Raw genomic sequence first — 19,357 nt, forward strand, 5'->3', positions numbered from 1 at the left:
ATCTGGCGTTGACTTTTGGCACGCTGTTGAGTTCTCAAGGAACGGACGCTTCCTTTGTACTCACCCTCTCGGGCTTTCCTCCGGGCTTCCCTTCGGTGTTTCCGACTCTATCAGACTCTTTCGAGTTCCGATTCCCTGTCGGCGGGATTTGCCTTTCGGCGGTCTATTCGGCCTCGCGGCCTTTCGACATTCACTACGTTAGCCGATTCCTTCGGTAACTCATAATCGAGTCACGGGAATCGAATTTCGGCATGCCGAAATGGACCCCGTTGAGGGAAGTCGCAGTAGTGGTTTGGCCGCTTCCGGCTGCTGTCAAAGGCAGTACCCGGTTCAAGCGGCTCGGGCTACATTACGGATCCGCCCGGGCCGCGTCAAGTCCCGTCAAGACGTCCTTCGTCGGGGCGTATGGGCTCGATAAGGGCTGACGGTCGGGTCGTTGGCGATCCAGAAGCGGTACGGGTGGACGCCGCCCTCCCCCGAGACTCCCGTGCGCGGACCGCTCCGTACCTGGTCGGCGGGTGCGGGAGCCCCTGTATAGAGGGAGAGGGGTGCGGTCGGGCCGGCGCAGACGTCCGTGCCGTTGAGGGCGCGGTCCACGTCCAGTGCCGTGGCGAGGCGGGCCGGGCCTTTGGCCAGTTCCTTGTCATGGCGGGCCGATTGCCGACGGTGCCGGGTCAGCTCGGCGCCGTCGATGATCTCGCCGGCCCGCAGCAGGACTCCGCTCGCGAAGCCCTCGGGACCGCAGACCATGTTGAGGCAGTGCCACATGCCGTACGTGAAGTAGACGTATGCGTGACCCGGAGGTCCGTACATCACCTCGTTGCGTGCGGTCCGGCCGCGATAGGCGTGTGAGCCGGGGTCGGACTCGCCCTCGTATGCCTCCACCTCTGTGAGGCGCAGTGCGATCGGACCGTCCGGGGTGCTGCGGACGAGGATGCGGCCCAGAAGATCGGGGGCCACTTCCAGAACAGGGCGGTCGAAGAAGGCGCGGGGCAGGGGCGTACGGTCGGGGGCCGCGATCATGGCGTACGAGCGTAGTGCAAATGTTCTGTACGGGTGGGTGGTCACCGGGGCCCGGGCTTGGAAGGGTGTGGGCCGGAACCAGCGCCTGCCGGTTCGCGTTGATAGATGAGAGATCACTGATCAAGACGGGCCGTCGTCGTACGGCACGGGGAGGACTGACATGGGGTTCAAGAGGCTGCTTGCGAGCATGGGTGCCGGGGGCGCTTCGGTGGAGACCGTGCTGACCGAGGCCAATGTGGTCCCGGGCGGCGTCGTCCAGGGCGAGGTCCGGATCCAGGGCGGGTCGGTCGATCAGCAGATCGAGGCGCTGTCGGTCGGTCTGCAGGCCCGGGTCGAGGTCGAAGGCGGTGACCAGGAGGTCAAGCAGGACATCGAGTTCACCAAGCAGCGGCTCGGTGGCGCGTTCGAGCTGAAGGCCAACGCGCTGCACGCGGTGCAGTTCGGTCTGGAGATCCCGTGGGAGACGCCGGTCACGACGATCGACGGTCAGACGCTGCGCGGCATGAACATCGGTGTGACCACGGAGCTGGAGATCGCGCGCGCCGTGGACTCCGGTGACCTGGACCCGATCAACGTGCACCCGCTGCCGGCGCAGCAGGCGATCCTCGACGCTTTCATCCAGCTGGGCTTCCGCTTCAAGAGCGCGGACATGGAGCGCGGTCACATCCGCGGCACGCGTCAGAAGCTGCCGTTCTACCAGGAGATCGAGTTCTTCCCGCCGTCGCAGTACCAGGGTCTGAGCCAGGTCGAGCTGAGCTTCGTAGCCGACGACCGTGAGATGGACGTCGTCCTGGAGATGGACAAGAAGCCGGGCCTGTTCAATTCGGGTGGCGACACCTTCCGTGCCTTCAAGGTCGGTCTGAACGACTACCAGGGCACCGACTGGACGGCTTACCTGAACGAGTGGATTTCCCAGGTCGGCGGCAAGCGCAACTGGGCCTAGGCTCTGAGGCGCAGACCCGAGACTGCCGACCGGAGGTTAGACGTGACGGACAAGCGGCGACCGCTCCCCCATGACTTCCACCCCCAGGTGCCGTCGTTCACGGTGCTGAGCGACGATGTCGCGCCGGGTGAAGTCCTGGACGATGCCCAGGTGTTCGCGCAGGGCAATGTCTCGCCGCAGCTGCGGTGGGAGGGTTTCCCGGCGGGGACCAAGAGCTTCGCGGTGACCTGTTACGACCCGGATGCCCCGACGGGCAGCGGGTTCTGGCACTGGGTGCTCTTCGACCTTCCGGTCTCCGTCACGGAGTTGGCGGCCGGTGCCGGCAGCGGCAAGTTCGAGGGGCTGCCCGAGGGCGCGGTGCACGCGCGCAACGACTACGGGACGAAGGACTTCGGTGGTGCCGCTCCCCCGCCCGGGGATGGTTCGCACCGTTATGTCTTCACCGTCTATGCGGTGGACCAGGAGAAGCTGGGGCCGGACGCGGAGGCGTCGCCTGCCGTCGTCGGCTTCAATCTCCGGTTCCACACGCTCGCGCGTGCGCAGCTCGTCGGGGAGTACGAGGCGCCTGCCGAGAGCTGAGCGGGGAGCCGAGGGTTCATCCGCTGTTTGCCCGCCCCTGGTCATGGAATTGATCAGGGGCGGGCATTTTTATTCCGTTGTCCAGATCAGCCCGCCCGGCCAGAGTTGATCCCAGTCCGCCGCGCGGTGGGCAGGTGCGCACGGGAGGGTGGGCGAGATGCGGGACACGCTGGTGCTGAACGCGAGCTTCGAGCCGCTGTCGACGGTGACGTTGAACCGAGCAGTTGTGCTGGTTCTGACGGACAAGGCCGTGGTCGAGCAGGCCCACCCCGAGCTGAAGATGCGTGCGGCCACGATGGAACTGCCGGTGCCGCGGGTGATCAGGTTGTGCCGCTACGTACGGGTGCCGTTCCGAAGACACGCGCCCTGGTCGAGGCGGGGTGTCTTGATCAGGGACCGTAACAAGTGCGCGTACTGCGGCAGGCGGGCCACCACGGTGGACCACGTCGTGCCGAAGGCGCAGGGCGGTGGGGACACGTGGTTGAACACGGTGGCCTCGTGTGCGCCGGACAACCACCGCAAGGCTGACCGGACACCGGAGCAGGCGCAGATGCCGCTGTTGTTCGACCCGTTCGTGCCGACGCCGAGCGACGCGATGTTGTTCGCGCTGGCCGCGGATGACAGGTCGGCGCTGCCGGAGTGGCTGACTCAGTCGGTGGCGGCGTAAGCAGTCGTACGAGACGTGGTCCCGTCGAGGCCCGCCTTCCCGGATGGGGAGGCGGGCCTCGGTGCGTCAGGCCTTGGGCCGGGGCCGGATCACCAGCTCGCCGCCGCAGTTGGGGCAGGTGTGATCCATGGCCGAGGTGCACGCGGGGCACCAGGTGCACTCGTATACGCAGATGTACGCGGTCTCGTGCGGGGCGATGGCGCACTCGCAGCGCTCGCACACGGTGCGCATCTCAAGAGCCATGGGTCACCTCAGCAGTAGTTGGATCAAGGCGACTGTACCGACGGCCACGATCAGGCCTCGCAGCACCCCCGACGGGATGCGCCGACCCAGTGTTCCGCCCACGAAACCACCCACCGTGGAGCCGGCCGCCAGGAGCAGGACCACGTTCCAGTCGAAGTGGGCCGCGAAGAGGAAGAAGAGCGCGGCGACCGCGTTGACCATGGCGGCCAGGATGTTCTTGACGGCGTTGGCGCGCTGCAGTGATTCGCCGAGGAACATGCCCATCAGGGCCATGTAGAGGATGCCTTGGGCGGCGGTGAAGTAGCCGCCGTAGACGCTCGCGAGGAACAGGCCGATGTGCAGCCAGGGTCCGCCGAACTCGCTGCCGGGTTCGCCCTTGCGCTCCCGTCGGCGCTGAACGGCCTTGCCGATCCAGGGCTGGAGCGCGATGAGGACGAGCGCGAGGCCGACAAGGACCGGGACGATCATCTCGAAGGCGGAGTGCGGGAGGGTCAGGAGCAGGATCGCCCCGCACAGTCCGCCCGCGGTGACAACGATGCCGAAGCGCAGGACGCGCGCCCGCTGCCCGGCCAGTTCACGGCGGTAGCCGAAGACTCCGCCGGCGAAGCCGGGCAGCAGACCGAGCCCGTTGGAGACCGTGGCGGTCACGGGTGGGAGGCCGATGGCCAGCAGGACCGGGAAGGTGATGAGGGTCCCGGAGCCCACGACCGTATTGATGGCCCCTGCACCGAATCCGGCGGCAAGGACCCCGACGATCTCCCAGGGCGTCACGACGGATCAGTCGACCGGCGGCTGTTCGCGGCGCTCCGCATTGGGCGCGCCGGCCTGCGGGCCGACGCCGCCGAGCGGTCCGCCGCCAAAGTTCCCGATCGCACCGGACAGGCCCTTGAGCGCGTCGCCGATCTCGCTGGGCACGATCCAGAGCTTGTTCGCGTCGCCTTCGGCGATCTTCGGGAGCATCTGGAGGTACTGGTAGGAGAGCAGCTTCTGGTCGGGGTCGCCCGCGTGGATCGACTCGAAGACCGTACGGATGGCCTGAGCCTCGCCCTCTGCGCGCAGGGCCGCGGCCTTCGCCTCACCTTCCGCGCGCAGGATCGCGGACTGCTTCTCACCTTCGGCGGTGAGGATCTGCGACTGGCGGATACCTTCGGCGGTGAGGATCGCGGCGCGCTTGTCACGGTCGGCGCGCATCTGCTTCTCCATCGAGTCCTGGATGGAGGTGGGCGGCTCGATCGCCTTGAGCTCGACACGGTTGACGCGGATGCCCCACTTGCCGGTGGCCTCGTCGAGGACGCCGCGCAGCGCCGCGTTGATCTCCTCGCGGGAGGTCAGCGTCCGCTCGAGGTCCATGCCGCCGATGATGTTGCGGAGCGTGGTGACGGTGAGCTGCTCGATCGCCTGGATGTAGGAGGCGACCTCGTACGTGGCGGCTCGGGCGTCGGTCACCTGGTAGTAGATGACGGTGTCGATGTTGACGACGAGGTTGTCCTGGGTGATCACCGGCTGGGGCGGGAACGGGACGACCTGTTCGCGCAGGTCGATCCGGTTGCGGATCGAGTCGATGAACGGGACCACGATGTTCAGGCCCGCGTTGAGCGTGCGCGTGTAGCGGCCGAAGCGCTCCACGATGGCGGCGCTGGCCTGCGGGATCACCTGGATCGTCTTGATCAGGGCGATGAAGACCAACACCACCAGGATGATGAGGACGATGATGACCGGTTGCATCGCGCTCCCCGTGCCCTTCGAGCCTGAAGTACCTGAATACGCTGCGTGGTTCGCGTACGTCTGAAGATCTTGCTGGTCGAGTCTGTCAGAACGGCGTGTGCTGCGAGTCCAGTTCCGTGGATCAGCCTGTGGTCACATCACGACGGCGGTGGCGCCGTCGATGTCGACCACGTCGACCTGGCGGCCCACCTCGTACGACTGTGTGGCGTCGAGGGAGCGGGCCGACCAGATCTCGCCGCCGAGCTTGATCCGGCCGCCGCGGGCGTCGACCCGTTCCAGGACGACGGCCTGTTTGCCCTTCAACGCCTCGACCCCGGTGGCGAGTTGGGGCCGCTGGGCTTTGTGCCGGGCCGCGATGGGGCGTACGACGGCGATCAGCGCCACCGAGACGGCGGCGAAGACGATCACCTGGAGCACGACGTCGCCGCCGAGACCGGCGGTCACGGCGGCGGCGACTGCACCGGCGGAGAGCATCCCGAGCTCGGGCATCGCGGTGATCACGAGGGCGATGCCCAGGACGACCGCGCCGATCAGCCACCACAGCCAAGGGTCCATGTTGTTCATGGTAGGGGTGGGGTGGCCCCTCGGGACAGGGTGCGCGTGGGCATGGACTGCGGCAGCCGTGCGCCCCCTGCCGCGGATCAGGCGATCGGCAGGCCCTGTGCCGTCCAGCGGTCGCCGACCTGCTCGACGACGAGCGGGAGGCCGAAGCACAGGGAGAGGTTGCGGGAGGTGAGCTCCAGCTCCAGCGGGCCGGCGGCGAGCACCTTGCCCTGACGGATCATCAGAACGTGGGTGAAGCCGGGGGCGATCTCCTCGACATGGTGCGTGACCATGATCATGGAGGGGGCGATCGGGTCGCGGGCCAGCCTGCCGAGGCGGCGCACCAGGTCCTCGCGGCCGCCGAGGTCGAGGCCGGCGGCCGGCTCGTCGAGGAGCAGCAGCTCGGGGTCGGTCATCAGCGCGCGGGCGATCATCGTGCGCTTGCGCTCGCCCTCGGAGAGGGTGCCGAACTTGCGGTCCAGGAAGTCGGACATGCCGAGGCGGTCGAGGAAGGCGCGGGCGCGCTGCTCGTCCATCTCCTCGTACTGCTCGTTCCAGCCGGCGGTCATGCCGTACGCGGCGGTGAGCACGGTCTGCAGGACGGTCTGGCTCTTGGGGAGCTTGTCGGCGATGGCGATGCCGGCCATGCCGATGCGCGGGCGCAGCTCGAAGACATCCACCTGGCCGAGGGTGTCGCCGAGGATGGTCGCAGTGCCCTTGCTCGGGAACAGGTAGCTGGAGGCGACATTGAGCAGCGTCGTCTTGCCGGCGCCATTGGGGCCGAGGATGACCCAGCGCTCCCCCTCCTTCACCGACCAGGAGACCTGATCCACCAGCGCGCGGCCCCCTCGGACCACGGACACGTCCTCCAGCTCGAGCACATCGCTCATGAGCGTGCTGTCTCCCATGCGTATCGGAACTTGCGAGCGTCGGGTGGACGCCGCCCCCAGGGAAAACCTACGCCACCGGGCGATGAGTCCTGTCGGCAGTCCAGTCCTTAGGCTGGTGTCCATGCTCACGGAACCACGCTCGGGCCTGTTGGCCTCTTGGGGTAATGCGTTGATTGCCGGACTTATCTCGCCGGACGAGGCCGTGCTCGCCATCGTCGGGGACGATGCCGTGCACCGGGTGGAAGGGCTGCCGGGTGAGTCCGGGCAGGTCGGGCTGACGCTCGCGCTCGGGCGGCTGCGGGCGCTCGGCGCTCAGGGACTGCGGGTCGCGCTGCCCGCGCCCGGGCATCCGCTGGGGCTCAGCGGGCCGCCGGAGTTCAACGCGCGGGCGCTGGAGGCCGAGGAGGCCGTGGTCTGTCACGGGGTCGCGCTGGGGCTGGTGCCCGAGGTGTACGAGGACGACGTACACGTGGAGGTCGTCTGGCACTGTCTGCCCGTGCGCGAGGCGCCGCCCGCGGACGTGCCCTCGCTCGGCGAGGCGGAGCGTGAGCTGGCAGAGGCGCTGCGGGAGGCGACGGCGCTTCTGACGCAGCTGGACGTCGCGGGCTCGGGTCCGGTGGCCGAGGCGGCCGTCGACGCCTACCGGGCGCGGGCCGAACGCGGGCGCGAGGTGCTCGCGCCGGGGTATCCGCCGCGTGCGGTGCGGGTGTTGGAGCTGGCGCAGCGGGTCGGGCTGCTGATCTCGGTGGCGTCCGAGAACGGGCACGGCGGGGCCGTCAGCTCCTCGGAGATCGGGGCGCGGGCCGAGGCGCTGCGGCCGGTGGAGCGGACGGCGCGCCGGGCGCAGGTGGCCGCGTACAACGCGTATGTCGAGGAGCTGCTGCGGGGCTGAGGCCCCCGCCGGACCTCCCGGACGCGGATGCGTTGCGGACGCGGCCCCATGGACATGCCGAAGCCCCGCGAACAGGAAGGTGTTCGCGGGGCTCGTGGCAGTCAGGATCAGTCGTTCACGGCGGTGTTGCCGAACGCCGGGTTCAGGATACCGATCACGTTGACGGAGTTGCCCGAGGCGTTCACCGGGACGTGCACCGGCAGCTGGACGAGGTTGCCGGAGGCGACACCCGGGGACTGGGTGGCCTGGCCGCCCGCCTCGGCGTCGGCGAACGCGGCACCGGCGGAGGCGCCCGCGGCCATCGAAGCGGCGGCGGCGACCAGAGCGGCCTTCTTGGCGAAGTTCATGAGGTTGTTCCTCCATCAAGTCCCGTACCAGGTACGGGAGTTCACTGTTCCGCGACCCCAGCCGCGGGGTCGTACGCTGAAGAACGCTTGGGCCGTCCGGATGACACGGATCGCCGCGCGATGACCCTCGTACGGATCAATAGGACGACGATCTGTGGAATCCGGCCGGGATGTGTGGCAAGCAAGGGATGCATGGCAAGCCGGGATGCGTGGCACACACGCGACCGGCCCCCCAGGCAGCGCCTGGAGGGCCGGTGGTCAGTCGCCGTGCGACCGGGCGAACGTCAGCCGTTGAAGCAGTCGTTGCCGAAGGCCGGGTTCAGCAGACCGACCACATTGACGGTGTTGCCGCACGCGTTGACCGGCACGTGGACCGGCACCTGGATGAGGTTGCCCGAGGCGACGCCCGGCGACTTGGTGGCGTGGCCGTCGGCGTGCGCGCCGTCCGTGGCGGAGGCGAAACCGGCACCGGCTGCGACCAGGCCGCCCGCCACCATCGTGACAGCCGCGGCCTTCTTCAGGTTCTTCACTTCTGAGTCCTCCTTGCGGTGACTGCGGCCAGCCGCCGCAGCATGCAAGGAGAACGGCCCACGGCCGCCCGGGATACGCCATCCGGGGGACATCCACACGACGGTATGAATCTCAGACCGGAAGACGACGATCCGCAACCGTTCCCGGGCGAAACGGTCCTGCCGGCAGCGATCGTCCCTGATCAGCCGTTAAGACCGTGCCGTACGGCCCACAGAGCGGCCTGGGTGCGGTCGGCCACGTCGAGTTTCATCAGGATGTTCGATACGTGGGTCTTGACGGTCTTCTCGGAGAGGACGAGCGCGCGTGCGATCTCCCGGTTGGACCGTCCGTCGGCGATCAGGCCGAGCACCTCGCGCTCGCGCTCGGTGAGCGAACCGCCGCGCCCCTGCGCACCGTTGCCCTCGTCCTGCGCGAGGAGCACCCCGGCCACCTCGGGCTGGAGCAGGACGTGACCGGCGTGCACGGAACGGATCGCGCCGGCGAGCGCGTCGGGGTCCACGTCCTTGTAGACGTATCCCGCGGCGCCCGCCTTCAGTGCGGGGACCACCGTGCGCTGCTCGGTGAAGCTGGTGACGATCAGCACCCGGGCGGGGTTGGCGAGTTCGCGCAGCTTGCGCAGGGCCTCGACGCCGTCCATGCCGGGCATCTTGACGTCCATGAGGACGACGTCCGGCTTCAGCTCCTCGGCGCGCTCGACGCCTTCGGCCCCGTCCGAGGCCTCGCCGACGACCTCGATGTCCTCCTGGATCTCCAGGAAGGTGCGCAGTCCGCGCCGTACGACCTGGTGGTCGTCGACCAGCAGTACACGGATCACCTTGTCAGCCACCGGGCACCTCCATCTCGATCGTGGTGCCCTCGCCGGGCGCCGATTCCACCGTCAGCCGGCCGCCGACGCCGCTCGCCCGGTCCCGCATGGAGACCAGGCCGAGGTGGCGTCCCGCGCGCCGGGTCGCGCGCGGCTCGAAGCCCCGGCCGTCGTCCGTGACCCGCAGCACGGCGCCCTGGCCGTGCTTCTCGAGGACGACGGTCACGTGGGCGGCGTCGGAGTGCCGCAACGCGTTGTGCAGTGCCTCCTGGGCGACCCGCAGCATCGCCTCCTCCTGGGAGGCGGGCAGTGCCCGTACGCCTTCGCAGCGGAAGGTCACCACGGGGGCGTGGGCGCGGTCGAGCACCTGGATGTGGGTGCGGAGCGTGGCGACCAGGCCGTCCTCGTCGAGCGCCGTGGGCCGCAGCTCCGTGACGGCGGCGCGCAGTTCGTCGGCGGCCTCGGCGGCGAGTGCGGCCACCTGCTGGAGCTCGCCCTTGGCGCGCACCGGGTCGCGGTCGATCAGCTTGGCGGCCGCCTGGGCCGTGAGCCGCAGCGAGAAGAGCTTCTGGCTGACCGCGTCGTGCAGTTCGTGGGCGAGGCGGGTGCGTTCCTCGGCGATGGTCAGCTCGCGGCTGCGCTCGTACAGCCGGGCGTTGGTGAGGGCGATGGCGGCGTGCTGGGCGAGGATGCCCAGCAAGTCCTCGTCCTCCTGGGTGAAGCCGCAGCCGCCGTCCGGCTTGGGGCAGTTCTTGTTGGCGAGGAACAGGGCGCCGATGGTCTCGTCGCCGTCGCGGATCGGCAGGCCCAGGAAGTCGGACATGTCGGGGTGCGCGGTGGGCCAGCCGCCGAAGCGCGGGTCCTTGCGGACGTCCGCGAGCCGCTCGGGCCCGTCGTCGTGGAGCATCGCGGCGAGGATGCCGTGCTGGCGCGGGAGCGGGCCGATGGCCTTCCACTGTTCGTCGCTCACGCCGTCGACGACGAACTGGGCGAAGCCGCCGTGGTCGTCGGGGACGCCGAGCGCCGCGTACTCGGCGTCGAGCAGTTCACGGGCCGAGGCCACGATCGTCTTGAGGACGTCGCGCACTTCGAGATGCCTGCTCATCGCCAGGAGCGCAGTGCTCACGGCGTACAGGCCGGATCGGGGGCCGTCGGTCATGGACACACCGTACCGGCGGGGTTCCACGGCCCGTATCGGACCACGGACCGCCCCTGCCTAGGACCCCGGGCGTAGTCCGAAGGACCTTGCGCAGGCGGGTCCCGCGTCCGAGGTGCCCGGGCCCTCCCTCTTTCTACGTTGAGGGCAGTGACGTACAGAGCGACGTACTAAGACGTACTAAGGGGACGGACATCATGCCGGTAGCGATCATCACGGGGGCTTCGAAGGGGTTCGGCAAGGCGCTCGCGGGCGCGCTCGCCGCCCGCGGCTGGGATCTGGTCGTCGACGCGCGGTCCGCGGACGCGCTGACGAAGGCCGCGGAGGAGCTGGGGGCGCACGGCACGCGGGTGGTGGCGCTGCCGGGGACGGTCGCCGACGCCTGGCACCGCTCGGCGCTCATCGCCGCGGCGCGTGACCTCGGCGGGCTCGATCTGCTGGTGAACAACGCGAGCGTGCTGGGCTCCGAACCGCTCGTACCGCTGGAACGGCATCCGCTCGACGGACTGCGCGAGGCCTTCGAGGTCAATGTGGTGGCGCCGCTGGGTCTGGTGCAGGAGGCGCTGCCGCTGCTGCGGGAGGCCGCGGCGGGGACGGTGATCTCGCTGAGTTCGGACGCTGCCGCGGAGGCGTACGAGACATGGGGCGGATACGGCGCCTCGAAGGCGGCGCTCGACCACCTCAGTGCCGTGCTCGCGGTGGAGGAGCCGGGGCTGCGGGTGTGGGCGGTGGATCCGGGTGACATGCGCACCGATCTCTACCGCGCCGCCGTACCGGTCGACGACGACTCGGGGCGGCCCGAGCCCGCGACGGTCGTGCCCGCGTTCCTGCGGCTGCTCGACGAGCGTCCGGCGAGCGGTCGGTACGCGGCTCCGGCGCTCCTGGAGACACGGTGAGCGTCGACGAGGCGGTGCGCCTCGCAGATCTGCGCGTCCCCGAGGAGCTGTCGGCCCGTGAGCCCGCCGAGCAGCGCGGTCCGGGACGGGACCGGGACGCGGTCCGGCTGCTCGTCTCGCGCGGCACCGCGGTCTCCCACCACACCTTCCGTGCGCTGCCCGAGCTGCTGCGGGCGGGCGATCTGCTCATCGTCAACACCTCGCCGACGCTGGCCGCCGCGCTCGACGGCCGGATCGGGGACACGGACGTGGTCGTCCACTTCTCCACGCGGGGCGCCGACGGCCGCTGGGCGGTGGAGCTGCGCGAGCCCGACCGCGCGGGCACGACGCGGGCGCTGGCGGGCCGGCCGGTGACGGTGCGGCTGCCGGGCGGTGCCTCCCTTGTACTGGAGGAGCCGCTCGATCCGGCCGGGACGCGGATCTGGTGGGCGCGGGCGTCCGTGCCGGTGCCGGCGCTGCTCGGCCGGTACGGGCGGGCCATCCGCTACTCGTACACGAGGAAGGACCAGCCGCTCTCCGCGTACCAGACGGTTTTCGCGCTGCCGCAGCCCGGCGGGGCGGGGTCCGCTGAGATGCCGAGCGCGGGGCGGCCGTTCACGGCGCGGCTCGTGGCGGAGCTGGTGAGCCGCGGGGTGCAGTTCGCTCCGATCACCCTGCATACGGGGGTGGCGTCGGGCGAGGCGCACGAGCCGCCGTATCCCGAGCGCTTCGAGGTGCCGGCCGCGTCGGCGCGGCTGATCAACGCCGCGAAGGCCGGGGGCGGCCGGATCATCGCGGTCGGGACGACGGGGGTGCGGGCCGTGGAGTCGGCGGCGGGCAGCGACGGGATCGTGCGGCCGGCCGCGGGCTGGACGGATCTCGTGGTCACACCTGAGCGCGGCGTAAAGGTCGTGGACGGGCTTCTGACCGGACTGCACGAGCCGGAGGCCTCTCATCTCCTGATGCTCGAAGCCATTGCGGGAAGGCCCGCGTTGGAGCGTTCTTATGCCGCAGCGGTACGCGGGCTCTATCTCTGGCATGAGTTCGGGGACAGCCACCTCATCCTTCCGAATGAGGGCGACTACCCGCTGAATTGCAGTGGCAACTCCTGGTGAAACCGTTACACGCCCGATGTGAGCCCGCGCATAGGACCTACATCACTTACGAGGCCCCCTAGTAGAACCCTAGGGGGCCTCACGGGCGGGAGATTGCCCCCTTCAATGCCCCATTCAGGACTTAGGTCCCACAGCCTGATCCACTAAGCGTCTTCGTACGTCACATGATTGCACCAGAATTTTGCGGCCGCTAAGAATGGCACCCGTCGCTCGGAGCAGTGGTCATCCGCCACCGCTCGGATGGCCGGAATCTGTTTCCGAGCCGGAAAGGCGACCCCCGCTATTCGAAGAGGTCCATTCGCCATGCCCAAGCACCGAACTGCTGGTCAGTCCCTGACCAAGAGCCAGAAGATCTCGATGGCCGGCGTCGCCGTCCTCGGCGCCGCTGCTCTCGCGGTCTCCGTCGTGCCGGGCAACGCCGACGAGTCCTCCCCGGCGCAGGCCGCCGAGGTCTCCGCCAACCCTGTGGCCTTCACGGTCAACAAGGACCTCCAGACCACGATCGACAAGCAGCACGCCGCCGCGGCCAAGAACGCCGACGCCGCCGTGAAGCGCGCCGAGGCCGAGGCGAAGGCCGCGCAGGCCAAGGCCGACGCGAAGGCCAAGGCCGAGGCCGAGGCGAAGGCGAAGAAGGCCCGCGAGCAGAAGGAGGCGGCCAGCCGTGCCGCCGCCCGCAAGCCGGTCTACGCCAACAACCTCGACGGCTGGATCCGTGAGTCGCTCGACATCATGAAGAAGAACGGCATCCCGGGCACGTACAACGGCATCTACAAGAACGTGATGCGTGAGTCGTCCGGCAACCCCAACGCCATCAACAACTGGGACATCAACGCCCAGAACGGCGTGCCGTCCATCGGTCTTCTGCAGGTCATCAAGCCGACCTTCGACGCGTACCACGTGTCCGGAACCGAGCACAACCAGTACAACCCGGTCTCGAACATCGTCGCCGCCTCGAACTACGCGGCCGACCGCTACGGCTCGATCGACAACGTGAACAGCGCGTACTGATCAGTCCCGCGTACTGATCACGTCCTCAGCAACGCCGAAGGGCGGCACCCCGCATGGGTGCCGCCCTTCGGCGTTCGCCTGGACCACCGGGTCACTTGCGCATGACCTCGGGCTCGTGCCGGCGCAGGAAGCGCAGGACGAGGAAGCCGCAGAGGGCGCCGAGGGCGAGCAGCGCGGCCATGTCGATGCCGTAGGCCGCGGCCTCGTGGTCCCACAGCGGGTCGGTGCTGCCCGGATCGTCGGTGTTGGGATTGATCCGGTTGAAGTCGAGCGTGGTGCCCGCGGCCGCGACCGCCCAGCGGGACGGCATCAGGTACGAGAACTCGTTGACGCCGACCGTGCCGTGCAGGATGAAGAGGCAGCCGGTGAAGACCACCTGGATGATCGCGAACATGACCAGGAGCGGCATGGTCTTCTCGGCGGTCTTCACCAGGGCCGAGATGATCAGGCCGAACATCATCGAGGTGAAGCCGAGCGCCATGATCGGCAGCGAGAGCTCCAGCAGCACCTGGCTGCCGAGCAGCAGGCCCTCCTCGGGGATCTCACGGGTGGAGAAGCCGATCACGCCGACCAGCGCGCCCTGGATGACCGTGATGAGGCCGAGGACGATCACCTTGGACATGAGGTACGCGGAGCGGGACAGGCCGGTGGCCCGTTCGCGCTCGTAGATCACCCGTTCCTTGATCAGTTCTCGTACGGAGTTGGCGGCACCGGCGAAACAGGCGCCGACCGCCATGATCAGCAGAACGGTGGTCGCCGTGCCGTTGGGGATGATCCGGCCGGTCTGCTCGTTGACGTTGACCAACAGGCCCTTGTCCGGCTCGATCAGCAGGCTGACCGCGCCGAGCACGGCGGGCAGGATCACCATCAGGGCCATGAAGCCCTTGTCGGAGGCGATCACCGACACATAGCGGCGCACCAGCGTGAGCAGCTGCGAGAACCAGCCCTGCGGCTTCGGCGGGTTGATCTGCTGCATCGGCGGCATCTGTACCGGCTGCGCGGCGACGGCGTCGATGTCGGCCGCGTACATCTGGTAGTGCTGCGAGCCCTTCCAGCGGCCCGCCCAGTCGTAGTCGCGGTAGTTCTCGAACGCGGAGAACACATCGGCCCACGTGCTGTAGCCGAAGAAGTTCAGCGCTTCCTCCGGCGGGCCGAAGTAGGCCACCGAACCGCCGGGCGCCATCACGAGCAGCTTGTCGCAGATCGCGAGCTCGGCCACGGAGTGCGTGACGACGAGGACGGTGCGGCCGTCGTCCGCGAGACCGCGGAGCAGCTGCATCACGTCGCGGTCCATGCCCGGGTCGAGACCCGAGGTGGGCTCGTCCAGGAAGATCAGCGACGGCTTGGTGAGCAGCTCGAGGGCCACGGACACGCGCTTGCGCTGACCACCCGAGAGCGAGGTGATCTTCTTGTCCTTGTGGATGTCGAGCTTGAGCTCGCGCAGCACCTCGTCGATCCGGGCGGCACGCTCGGCCTCGGTGGTGTCCGAGGGGAAGCGGAGCTTGGCCGCGTACTTGAGGGCCTTCCGTACGGTCAGCTCCTTGTGCAGGATGTCGTCCTGCGGGACCAGACCGATGCGCTGGCGCAGCTCGGCGAACTGCTTGTACAGGTTCCGGTTGTCGTAGAGGACGTCGCCCTGGTTGGCCGGGCGGTAGCCCGTGAGCGCCTTGAGCAGCGTCGACTTTCCAGAACCGGACGGGCCGATGACGGCGATCAGCGACTTCTCGGGGACGCCGAAGGAGACGTCCTTGAGGATCTGCTTGCCGCCGTCGACGGTGACCGTGAGGTGGCGGGCCGAGAAGGAGACCTCACCGGTGTCGACGAACTCCTCGAGCTGGCCGCCGACGATACGGAACGTGGAGTGGCCGACGCCGACGATGTCGTTGGGGCCGAGCAGGGCGGTGCCGCCCTTGGCGATCGGCATACCGTTGACATACGTGCCGTTGTGCGAGCCGAGGTCGCGGATCTCCATCCGGCCGTCGGGCGTCGCGTGGAACTCGGCGTGGTGACGCGAGACCTGGAGGTCGGAGACGACCAGCTCGTTCTCCAGCGCACGGCCGATGCGCATCACGCGGCCGAGAGCCAGCTGGTGGAACGTGGTGGGGCTGCGGTCGCCGTAGACCGGCGGCGCCCCCGCGTTGCCGCCCTGCTGCGGGAGCTGCGGCGACGGCTGCTGCTGCCAGCCCTGCTGCTGCGGCACGCCCTGCTGCGGGGCCGGCGGCTGCTGCGGCTGCTGCTGCGACCAGCCGGGGGCACCCTGCTGGGGCGCGGCCTGCTGGTGCGCCTGCTGCTGGGCGTGCTGCGGCTGGGCCGGCGCCTGGCGCTGGGCCTGCTGCTGCGGGGCGGCGGCAGCGGCGCCCGCCGCGGCTCCGGCGCCCGCGCCCGTCAGGTTCACCCGCGGGCCGTCCGTCGCGTTGCCGAGGTGGACCGCCGAGCCGGGGCCGATCTCCATCTGATGGATCCGCTGGCCCTGGACGAACGTGCCGTTCGTCGAGCCGTGGTCCTCGATGACCCAACTCCGGCCGCCCCAGCTGATGGTGGCGTGACGCCAGGAAACCCGCGCATCGTCGATCGCCACATCACCGCCCGGGTCGCGTCCGAGCGTGTATGACCTGGACGGATCCAGGGTCCAGGTCCGTCCGTTCAATTCCAGTACGAGTTCCGGCACTCCATGCCCCACTACGTTGTCCCCCGAGTTACCCCCGACATGGGGAGTCTAGGGATGTCGAACATCGTGGGGAACTATTTCAGGCGCAGGCCCCTGTCCGAAAGTCGGGCCTTGTGAAGAGAGCGTAGGCGCCCTGCGGTTCGCCCCGTTGACGGTCCGGAAACCGCCCCGGAGAGTAGTAATCACCCATCAGTGCAGACAGATCATGCGGAACGGAACAGATCGATCACCCGCTCCTGGCGGATCCCACAGGAGCGAATCTGTACATAGGTGGCAAAGGTCTACGGATCGGGGGACGGCCGATGGGCGCGATGCGGTCGACTGCGGCGGCCGGCCAAGTGCCGCGGATTCGCTGGGGTGATGTACTGCTCACCGCGGTGGCCTGTGTGAGCTGGGCCCTCATCGGGATGGCCGGGGTCGCGGCCCTCGGCCTCCATCTGCTCGGCGCGGACGCGGCAGGCTCGCTCGGACCGATGACGGCCGCGGCCGTGGTGCTCGGGGCGGGCGGTTCGGTGACCCCTTCGGGCGATGTGTCGGCTTTCGGCCTCGATGGCGCGGAAGCGACGACCGCAATAGAGGTGACTCCGCTGGGAGTCGGGCTCGCGGGCGCCCTGCTCCTCGCCTTCTTCTTCCTGCGGTCGTTACGGGCCCTGGGAGTTGACGTGACGGCCCGCGAGCTGGCCGCGCGGGCGGGCGCCGTGGCGGTGCTCTTCCTCGCGATGCTGGCCGGGCTCGCCTGGGCCGGCCACGACGTGATCACCCTCGACGGCGCCTCGCTCGGGCTCGACGAGCTGCCGGGCGGCGGCGGTCTCACCGACGACCTGCCGGGCGGACTCGGCGATCTGCTCCCCGACCGGCTCGGCGATCTCGCCGAGGCCGAGGCGGCGGTCGGCTTCACCGTGAACACGGGGCCCTCCCTGCTCGGCGGCCTGGTGTGGGTGCTCGGGGTGCTGGCCATCGCGCTCCTCGCCTCGCGCCGCACGGCGCTGCCCGCGGCGCTCTCGTCCCTGCACACGGTCGTACGGCCCGCGGTGTCCGCCCTCGTCACGGTGCTCCTGGTGGCGGTGGCGGCGGGGCTCGCGGCGGCGGCGTACGCGGCGGTCGGCGACGACCATCCCGGGCGGATCGCGGGGGCCGCACTGCTCGGGGCACCCAACGGCGTGTGGCTCGCGGTGCCGCTCGGGATGTTCGTGCCCTGGGAGGGCAAGGCGACCGGTGCGCTGACCGAGGTCCTGCCGGCGCCGCTCGACGAGTTTTTCCGGGTCGGCGCGGACGAACCCGCCACGATCGGGCGGCTCGCCTCGCTCGACGGGCGGGTGTGGCTGCTCGTGGTGGCCGTCGCGGTGATGATGCTGTTCGCGGGGGTGCTCACGGCGGTGCGCACTCCCGTGGGGCCCTTGTCGGCGGCGGGGTTCGCGGGGCGGTGCGCGGTGCGGCTCGGCGCGGCCACGGCGCTCGCGGTGCCGCTCCTGATCCAGCTCACCACGGTCACCGCGGACGCGTCCCTGTCCGTCCTGGGCTTCGACGCCTTCGGGGCCGGGTTGTCGCTGCAGGGGCAGGCGGGTCTCGGGGTGCTGCTCGGGGCCGCGTGGGGGCTTGGGGCCGGAGGGCTCGGAGGGCTTCTCGCGTACGGGACGGGGGCGGCGGGTGGGCGTGCGGTGAGTGTCGGCGGGGCCGTGCCCGACCTGGATGCACCGGACCCGGACGCCTCGGGTCCCTACGATCCCGCACCGCCGTTCCGGCCGGCGAATCCGCACACCAACCCGTACCTCCAGCTCCCGGACGACTTCCGGGATCCGCCGGGGTCCGGTGGCGGCCGGTGATCTTCTTCCCCCACCCCGCCCCTTCCCGGCAGTGACATTTGCGGCTCCGCCGCGTGGGGGGCTTCGCCCCGGACCCCGCATCCGAACTTCGTTCGGATGTCCTCAATCGCCGGACGGGCTGAATTTTCGGGAAGGGGCGGGGTGGGGGAGGGAGCCCGCCGCAGGCGCCACGCACCCGCGCCCAAGAACGAGACCGCACCCCACCCCATCCCACAACCCGGGCACCCCCCACCCCCGATCCGGGCGCCCGCTACCGTGGACCCACCATGAGCTCACCGCAGCCCCCGCAGGGCAACGCCGATGTCCCCACGCTGCTTGTCAAGATCTTCGGGAAGGACCGGCCCGGGATCACCGCCGGGCTCTTCGACACCCTGGCCGCCTTCTCCGTCGACGTCGTCGATCTGGAGCAGGTCGTGACCCGGGGCCGGATCGTGCTCTGCGCGCTCGTCACCGAGCCCGCGGCCGGGCTCGAGGGCGAGCTGCGGTCGACCGTGCACAGCTGGGCGGACTCGCTCAAACTGCAGGCCGAGATCATCTCGGGCGTCGGCGACAACCGCCCCCGCGGCGAGGGCCGTTCCCACGTCACCGTCCTCGGGCACCCGCTGACCGCCGAGTCCACCGCCGCCATCGCGGCGTGCATCACCGCGACCGGCGGCAACATCGACCGTATCTTCCGGCTCGCCAAGTACCCGGTGACCGCCGTGGAGTTCGCTGTCTCCGGTACGCCGACGGAACCGCTGCGCACCGCCCTCGCCATAGAGGCCGCCGCGCTCGGCGTCGACGTGGCCGTCGTCTCGGCGGGGCTGCACCGCCGCGCCCAGCGGCTCGTCGTGATGGATGTCGACTCGACGCTGATCCAGGACGAGGTCATCGAGCTCTTCGCCGCGCACGCGGGCTGCGAGGAGGAGGTCGCCGAGGTGACCGCCCGCGCGATGCGCGGCGAGCTGGACTTCGAGCAGTCGCTGCACGCCCGGGTCGCGCTCCTGGAGGGCCTCGACGCCTCGGTCGTCGACAAGGTGCGCTCCGAGGTGCGGCTCACGCCCGGCGCCCGCACCCTGGTGCGCACGCTCAAGCGGCTCGGCTACCAAGTCGGCGTCGTATCGGGCGGGTTCACCCAGGTCACGGATGATCTGCGGGAGCGTCTCGGCCTCGACTTCGCGCAGGCCAACACCCTGGAGATCGTCGACGGAAAGCTGACCGGCCGGGTCACCGGCGAGATCGTGGACCGGGCCGGGAAGGCGCGGCTCCTCAAGCGTTTCGCCGCGGAGGCCGGTGTCCCGCTGGAGCAGACGGTGGCGATCGGCGACGGCGCCAACGACCTCGACATGCTCAACGCGGCGGGCCTCGGTGTCGCGTTCAACGCGAAGCCTGTCGTGCGGGAGGCGGCGCACACCGCGGTGAACTTCCCGTTCCTCGACACGGTGCTCTATCTCCTCGGCGTCACCCGCGAAGAGGTCGAGGCGGCCGACACCCACGTGGGCTGAGCGCCCTCACACACATCGAGGGCCCCGGCAGCGCTGCCGG

The 19,357-nt window shown here is 69.7% G+C and carries 20 protein-coding genes; 9 read left to right on the forward strand and 11 right to left on the reverse strand.

Annotation, left to right across the window (positions count from 1 at the left end; translation table 11 throughout):
* Nucleotides 1-381: 381 nt before the first annotated feature.
* Nucleotides 382-1,023 (reverse strand): DNA-3-methyladenine glycosylase, encoded by a 642-nt coding sequence (locus ACIBI4_RS15230; RefSeq protein WP_399204327.1) that lies wholly within the window; start codon nucleotides 1,021-1,023, stop codon nucleotides 382-384.
* 160 nt (nucleotides 1,024-1,183) lie between these two features.
* Here ACIBI4_RS15230 and ACIBI4_RS15235 point away from each other — a divergent pair, with 160 nt between their 5' ends.
* From ACIBI4_RS15235 to ACIBI4_RS15245, 3 genes are all read left to right on the forward strand, one after another.
* Entirely contained in the window at nucleotides 1,184-1,966 is a 783-nt protein-coding gene (locus tag ACIBI4_RS15235) for a sporulation protein (RefSeq protein WP_399204328.1), read from the forward strand.
* Between the two features lie 42 nt (nucleotides 1,967-2,008).
* A complete protein-coding gene (locus ACIBI4_RS15240) occupies nucleotides 2,009-2,545 on the forward strand; it encodes a YbhB/YbcL family Raf kinase inhibitor-like protein (RefSeq protein WP_399204329.1) in 537 nt (178 codons plus the stop codon).
* Nucleotides 2,546-2,702: 157 nt separating this feature from the next.
* Nucleotides 2,703-3,212, forward strand: coding sequence for an HNH endonuclease (locus tag ACIBI4_RS15245; RefSeq protein WP_399204330.1), 510 nt, complete (start codon nucleotides 2,703-2,705; stop codon nucleotides 3,210-3,212).
* 66 nt (nucleotides 3,213-3,278) lie between these two features.
* Here the strand turns inward: ACIBI4_RS15245 and ACIBI4_RS15250 are convergent, their stop codons facing one another.
* The 5 genes from ACIBI4_RS15250 to ACIBI4_RS15270 all read right to left on the reverse strand — a co-directional run bounded on the left by ACIBI4_RS15250 (nucleotide 3,279) and on the right by ACIBI4_RS15270 (nucleotide 6,613).
* Entirely contained in the window at nucleotides 3,279-3,455 is a 177-nt protein-coding gene (locus ACIBI4_RS15250) for a DUF1272 domain-containing protein (protein ID WP_399204331.1), read from the reverse strand.
* A 3-nt stretch (nucleotides 3,456-3,458) separates the two neighbouring features.
* Nucleotides 3,459-4,226 (reverse strand): sulfite exporter TauE/SafE family protein, encoded by a 768-nt coding sequence (locus ACIBI4_RS15255; RefSeq protein ID WP_399204332.1) that lies wholly within the window; start codon nucleotides 4,224-4,226, stop codon nucleotides 3,459-3,461.
* A gap of 6 nt (nucleotides 4,227-4,232) precedes the next feature.
* Nucleotides 4,233-5,180, reverse strand: coding sequence for an SPFH domain-containing protein (locus ACIBI4_RS15260; protein ID WP_399204333.1), 948 nt, complete (start codon nucleotides 5,178-5,180; stop codon nucleotides 4,233-4,235).
* Between the two features lie 132 nt (nucleotides 5,181-5,312).
* Nucleotides 5,313-5,744, reverse strand: coding sequence for an NfeD family protein (locus ACIBI4_RS15265; RefSeq protein WP_399204334.1), 432 nt, complete (start codon nucleotides 5,742-5,744; stop codon nucleotides 5,313-5,315).
* Nucleotides 5,745-5,821: 77 nt separating this feature from the next.
* Nucleotides 5,822-6,613 (reverse strand): ABC transporter ATP-binding protein, encoded by a 792-nt coding sequence (locus ACIBI4_RS15270; protein ID WP_399204335.1) that lies wholly within the window; start codon nucleotides 6,611-6,613, stop codon nucleotides 5,822-5,824.
* A 121-nt stretch (nucleotides 6,614-6,734) separates the two neighbouring features.
* On the opposite strand from ACIBI4_RS15270, the gene ACIBI4_RS15275 reads away from it, so the two are divergent.
* Nucleotides 6,735-7,505: a hypothetical protein gene (locus ACIBI4_RS15275; RefSeq protein WP_399204336.1), complete on the forward strand. Its 771-nt coding sequence runs from the start codon at nucleotides 6,735-6,737 to the stop codon at nucleotides 7,503-7,505.
* A 107-nt stretch (nucleotides 7,506-7,612) separates the two neighbouring features.
* Here the strand turns inward: ACIBI4_RS15275 and ACIBI4_RS15280 are convergent, their stop codons facing one another.
* The 4 genes from ACIBI4_RS15280 to ACIBI4_RS15295 form a co-directional block, all read right to left on the reverse strand.
* The gene (locus ACIBI4_RS15280) at nucleotides 7,613-7,852 is read right to left on the reverse strand and encodes a chaplin (protein WP_399204337.1); all 240 of its coding nucleotides are present in this window, start codon (nucleotides 7,850-7,852) and stop codon (nucleotides 7,613-7,615) included.
* Between the two features lie 284 nt (nucleotides 7,853-8,136).
* Nucleotides 8,137-8,382 (reverse strand): chaplin, encoded by a 246-nt coding sequence (locus tag ACIBI4_RS15285; RefSeq protein ID WP_399204338.1) that lies wholly within the window; start codon nucleotides 8,380-8,382, stop codon nucleotides 8,137-8,139.
* 182 nt (nucleotides 8,383-8,564) lie between these two features.
* Entirely contained in the window at nucleotides 8,565-9,209 is a 645-nt protein-coding gene (locus ACIBI4_RS15290) for a response regulator (RefSeq protein WP_399204339.1), read from the reverse strand.
* On the reverse strand, nucleotides 9,202-10,347 hold the full coding sequence (locus tag ACIBI4_RS15295) for a GAF domain-containing sensor histidine kinase (protein ID WP_399204340.1): 1,146 nt from the start codon (nucleotides 10,345-10,347) through the stop codon (nucleotides 9,202-9,204). Before ACIBI4_RS15295 ends, ACIBI4_RS15290 begins: the two co-directional genes overlap by 8 nt.
* 194 nt (nucleotides 10,348-10,541) lie before the next feature.
* Between ACIBI4_RS15295 and ACIBI4_RS15300 the strand changes: the two genes are divergently transcribed.
* From ACIBI4_RS15300 to ACIBI4_RS15310, 3 genes are all read left to right on the forward strand, one after another.
* Entirely contained in the window at nucleotides 10,542-11,240 is a 699-nt protein-coding gene (locus ACIBI4_RS15300; protein WP_399204341.1) for an SDR family NAD(P)-dependent oxidoreductase, read from the forward strand.
* Nucleotides 11,237-12,334, forward strand: coding sequence for an S-adenosylmethionine:tRNA ribosyltransferase-isomerase (locus ACIBI4_RS15305; RefSeq protein ID WP_399204342.1), 1,098 nt, complete (start codon nucleotides 11,237-11,239; stop codon nucleotides 12,332-12,334). Before ACIBI4_RS15300 ends, ACIBI4_RS15305 begins: the two co-directional genes overlap by 4 nt.
* Before the next feature lie 303 nt (nucleotides 12,335-12,637).
* The gene (locus ACIBI4_RS15310) at nucleotides 12,638-13,342 is read left to right on the forward strand and encodes a transglycosylase SLT domain-containing protein (RefSeq protein WP_399204343.1); all 705 of its coding nucleotides are present in this window, start codon (nucleotides 12,638-12,640) and stop codon (nucleotides 13,340-13,342) included.
* A gap of 91 nt (nucleotides 13,343-13,433) precedes the next feature.
* On the opposite strand, the gene ACIBI4_RS15315 is transcribed toward ACIBI4_RS15310, so the two are convergent.
* Nucleotides 13,434-16,022 carry an FHA domain-containing protein gene (locus ACIBI4_RS15315; RefSeq protein ID WP_399204344.1) on the reverse strand — a complete coding sequence of 863 codons (2,589 nt, stop codon included), beginning with the start codon at nucleotides 16,020-16,022 and terminating at the stop codon, nucleotides 13,434-13,436.
* Between the two features lie 374 nt (nucleotides 16,023-16,396).
* On the opposite strand from ACIBI4_RS15315, the gene ACIBI4_RS15320 reads away from it, so the two are divergent.
* Complete coding sequence (locus ACIBI4_RS15320; RefSeq protein WP_399204345.1) at nucleotides 16,397-17,833, forward strand: streptophobe family protein; 1,437 nt, start codon at nucleotides 16,397-16,399, stop codon at nucleotides 17,831-17,833.
* 266 nt (nucleotides 17,834-18,099) lie between these two features.
* Nucleotides 18,100-19,317: a phosphoserine phosphatase SerB gene (gene serB, locus ACIBI4_RS15325; protein ID WP_399204346.1), complete on the forward strand. Its 1,218-nt coding sequence runs from the start codon at nucleotides 18,100-18,102 to the stop codon at nucleotides 19,315-19,317.
* The last annotated feature ends 40 nt before the right edge of the window (nucleotides 19,318-19,357 follow it).

The organism is Streptomyces sp. NPDC050418, from assembly GCF_044458745.1.
GTDB lineage: Bacteria > Actinomycetota > Actinomycetes > Streptomycetales > Streptomycetaceae > Streptomyces.

Excerpts from the sequence above, each read along its gene's own strand:
- ACIBI4_RS15230 (WP_399204327.1), bottom strand. The coding sequence starts at position 1,023 with ATGATCGCGGCCCCCGACCGTACGCCCCTGCCCCGCGCCTTCTTCGAC.
- ACIBI4_RS15235 (WP_399204328.1), top strand. The coding sequence starts at position 1,184 with ATGGGGTTCAAGAGGCTGCTTGCGAGCATGGGTGCCGGGGGCGCTTCG.
- ACIBI4_RS15245 (WP_399204330.1), top strand. The coding sequence starts at position 2,703 with ATGCGGGACACGCTGGTGCTGAACGCGAGCTTCGAGCCGCTGTCGACG.
- ACIBI4_RS15250 (WP_399204331.1), bottom strand. The coding sequence starts at position 3,455 with ATGGCTCTTGAGATGCGCACCGTGTGCGAGCGCTGCGAGTGCGCCATC.
- ACIBI4_RS15260 (WP_399204333.1), bottom strand. The coding sequence starts at position 5,180 with ATGCAACCGGTCATCATCGTCCTCATCATCCTGGTGGTGTTGGTCTTC.
- ACIBI4_RS15265 (WP_399204334.1), bottom strand. The coding sequence starts at position 5,744 with ATGAACAACATGGACCCTTGGCTGTGGTGGCTGATCGGCGCGGTCGTC.
- ACIBI4_RS15270 (WP_399204335.1), bottom strand. The coding sequence starts at position 6,613 with ATGAGCGATGTGCTCGAGCTGGAGGACGTGTCCGTGGTCCGAGGGGGC.
- ACIBI4_RS15275 (WP_399204336.1), top strand. The coding sequence starts at position 6,735 with ATGCTCACGGAACCACGCTCGGGCCTGTTGGCCTCTTGGGGTAATGCG.
- ACIBI4_RS15280 (WP_399204337.1), bottom strand. The coding sequence starts at position 7,852 with ATGAACTTCGCCAAGAAGGCCGCTCTGGTCGCCGCCGCCGCTTCGATG.
- ACIBI4_RS15295 (WP_399204340.1), bottom strand. The coding sequence starts at position 10,347 with ATGACCGACGGCCCCCGATCCGGCCTGTACGCCGTGAGCACTGCGCTC.
- ACIBI4_RS15300 (WP_399204341.1), top strand. The coding sequence starts at position 10,542 with ATGCCGGTAGCGATCATCACGGGGGCTTCGAAGGGGTTCGGCAAGGCG.
- ACIBI4_RS15310 (WP_399204343.1), top strand. The coding sequence starts at position 12,638 with ATGCCCAAGCACCGAACTGCTGGTCAGTCCCTGACCAAGAGCCAGAAG.
- serB (WP_399204346.1), top strand. The coding sequence starts at position 18,100 with ATGAGCTCACCGCAGCCCCCGCAGGGCAACGCCGATGTCCCCACGCTG.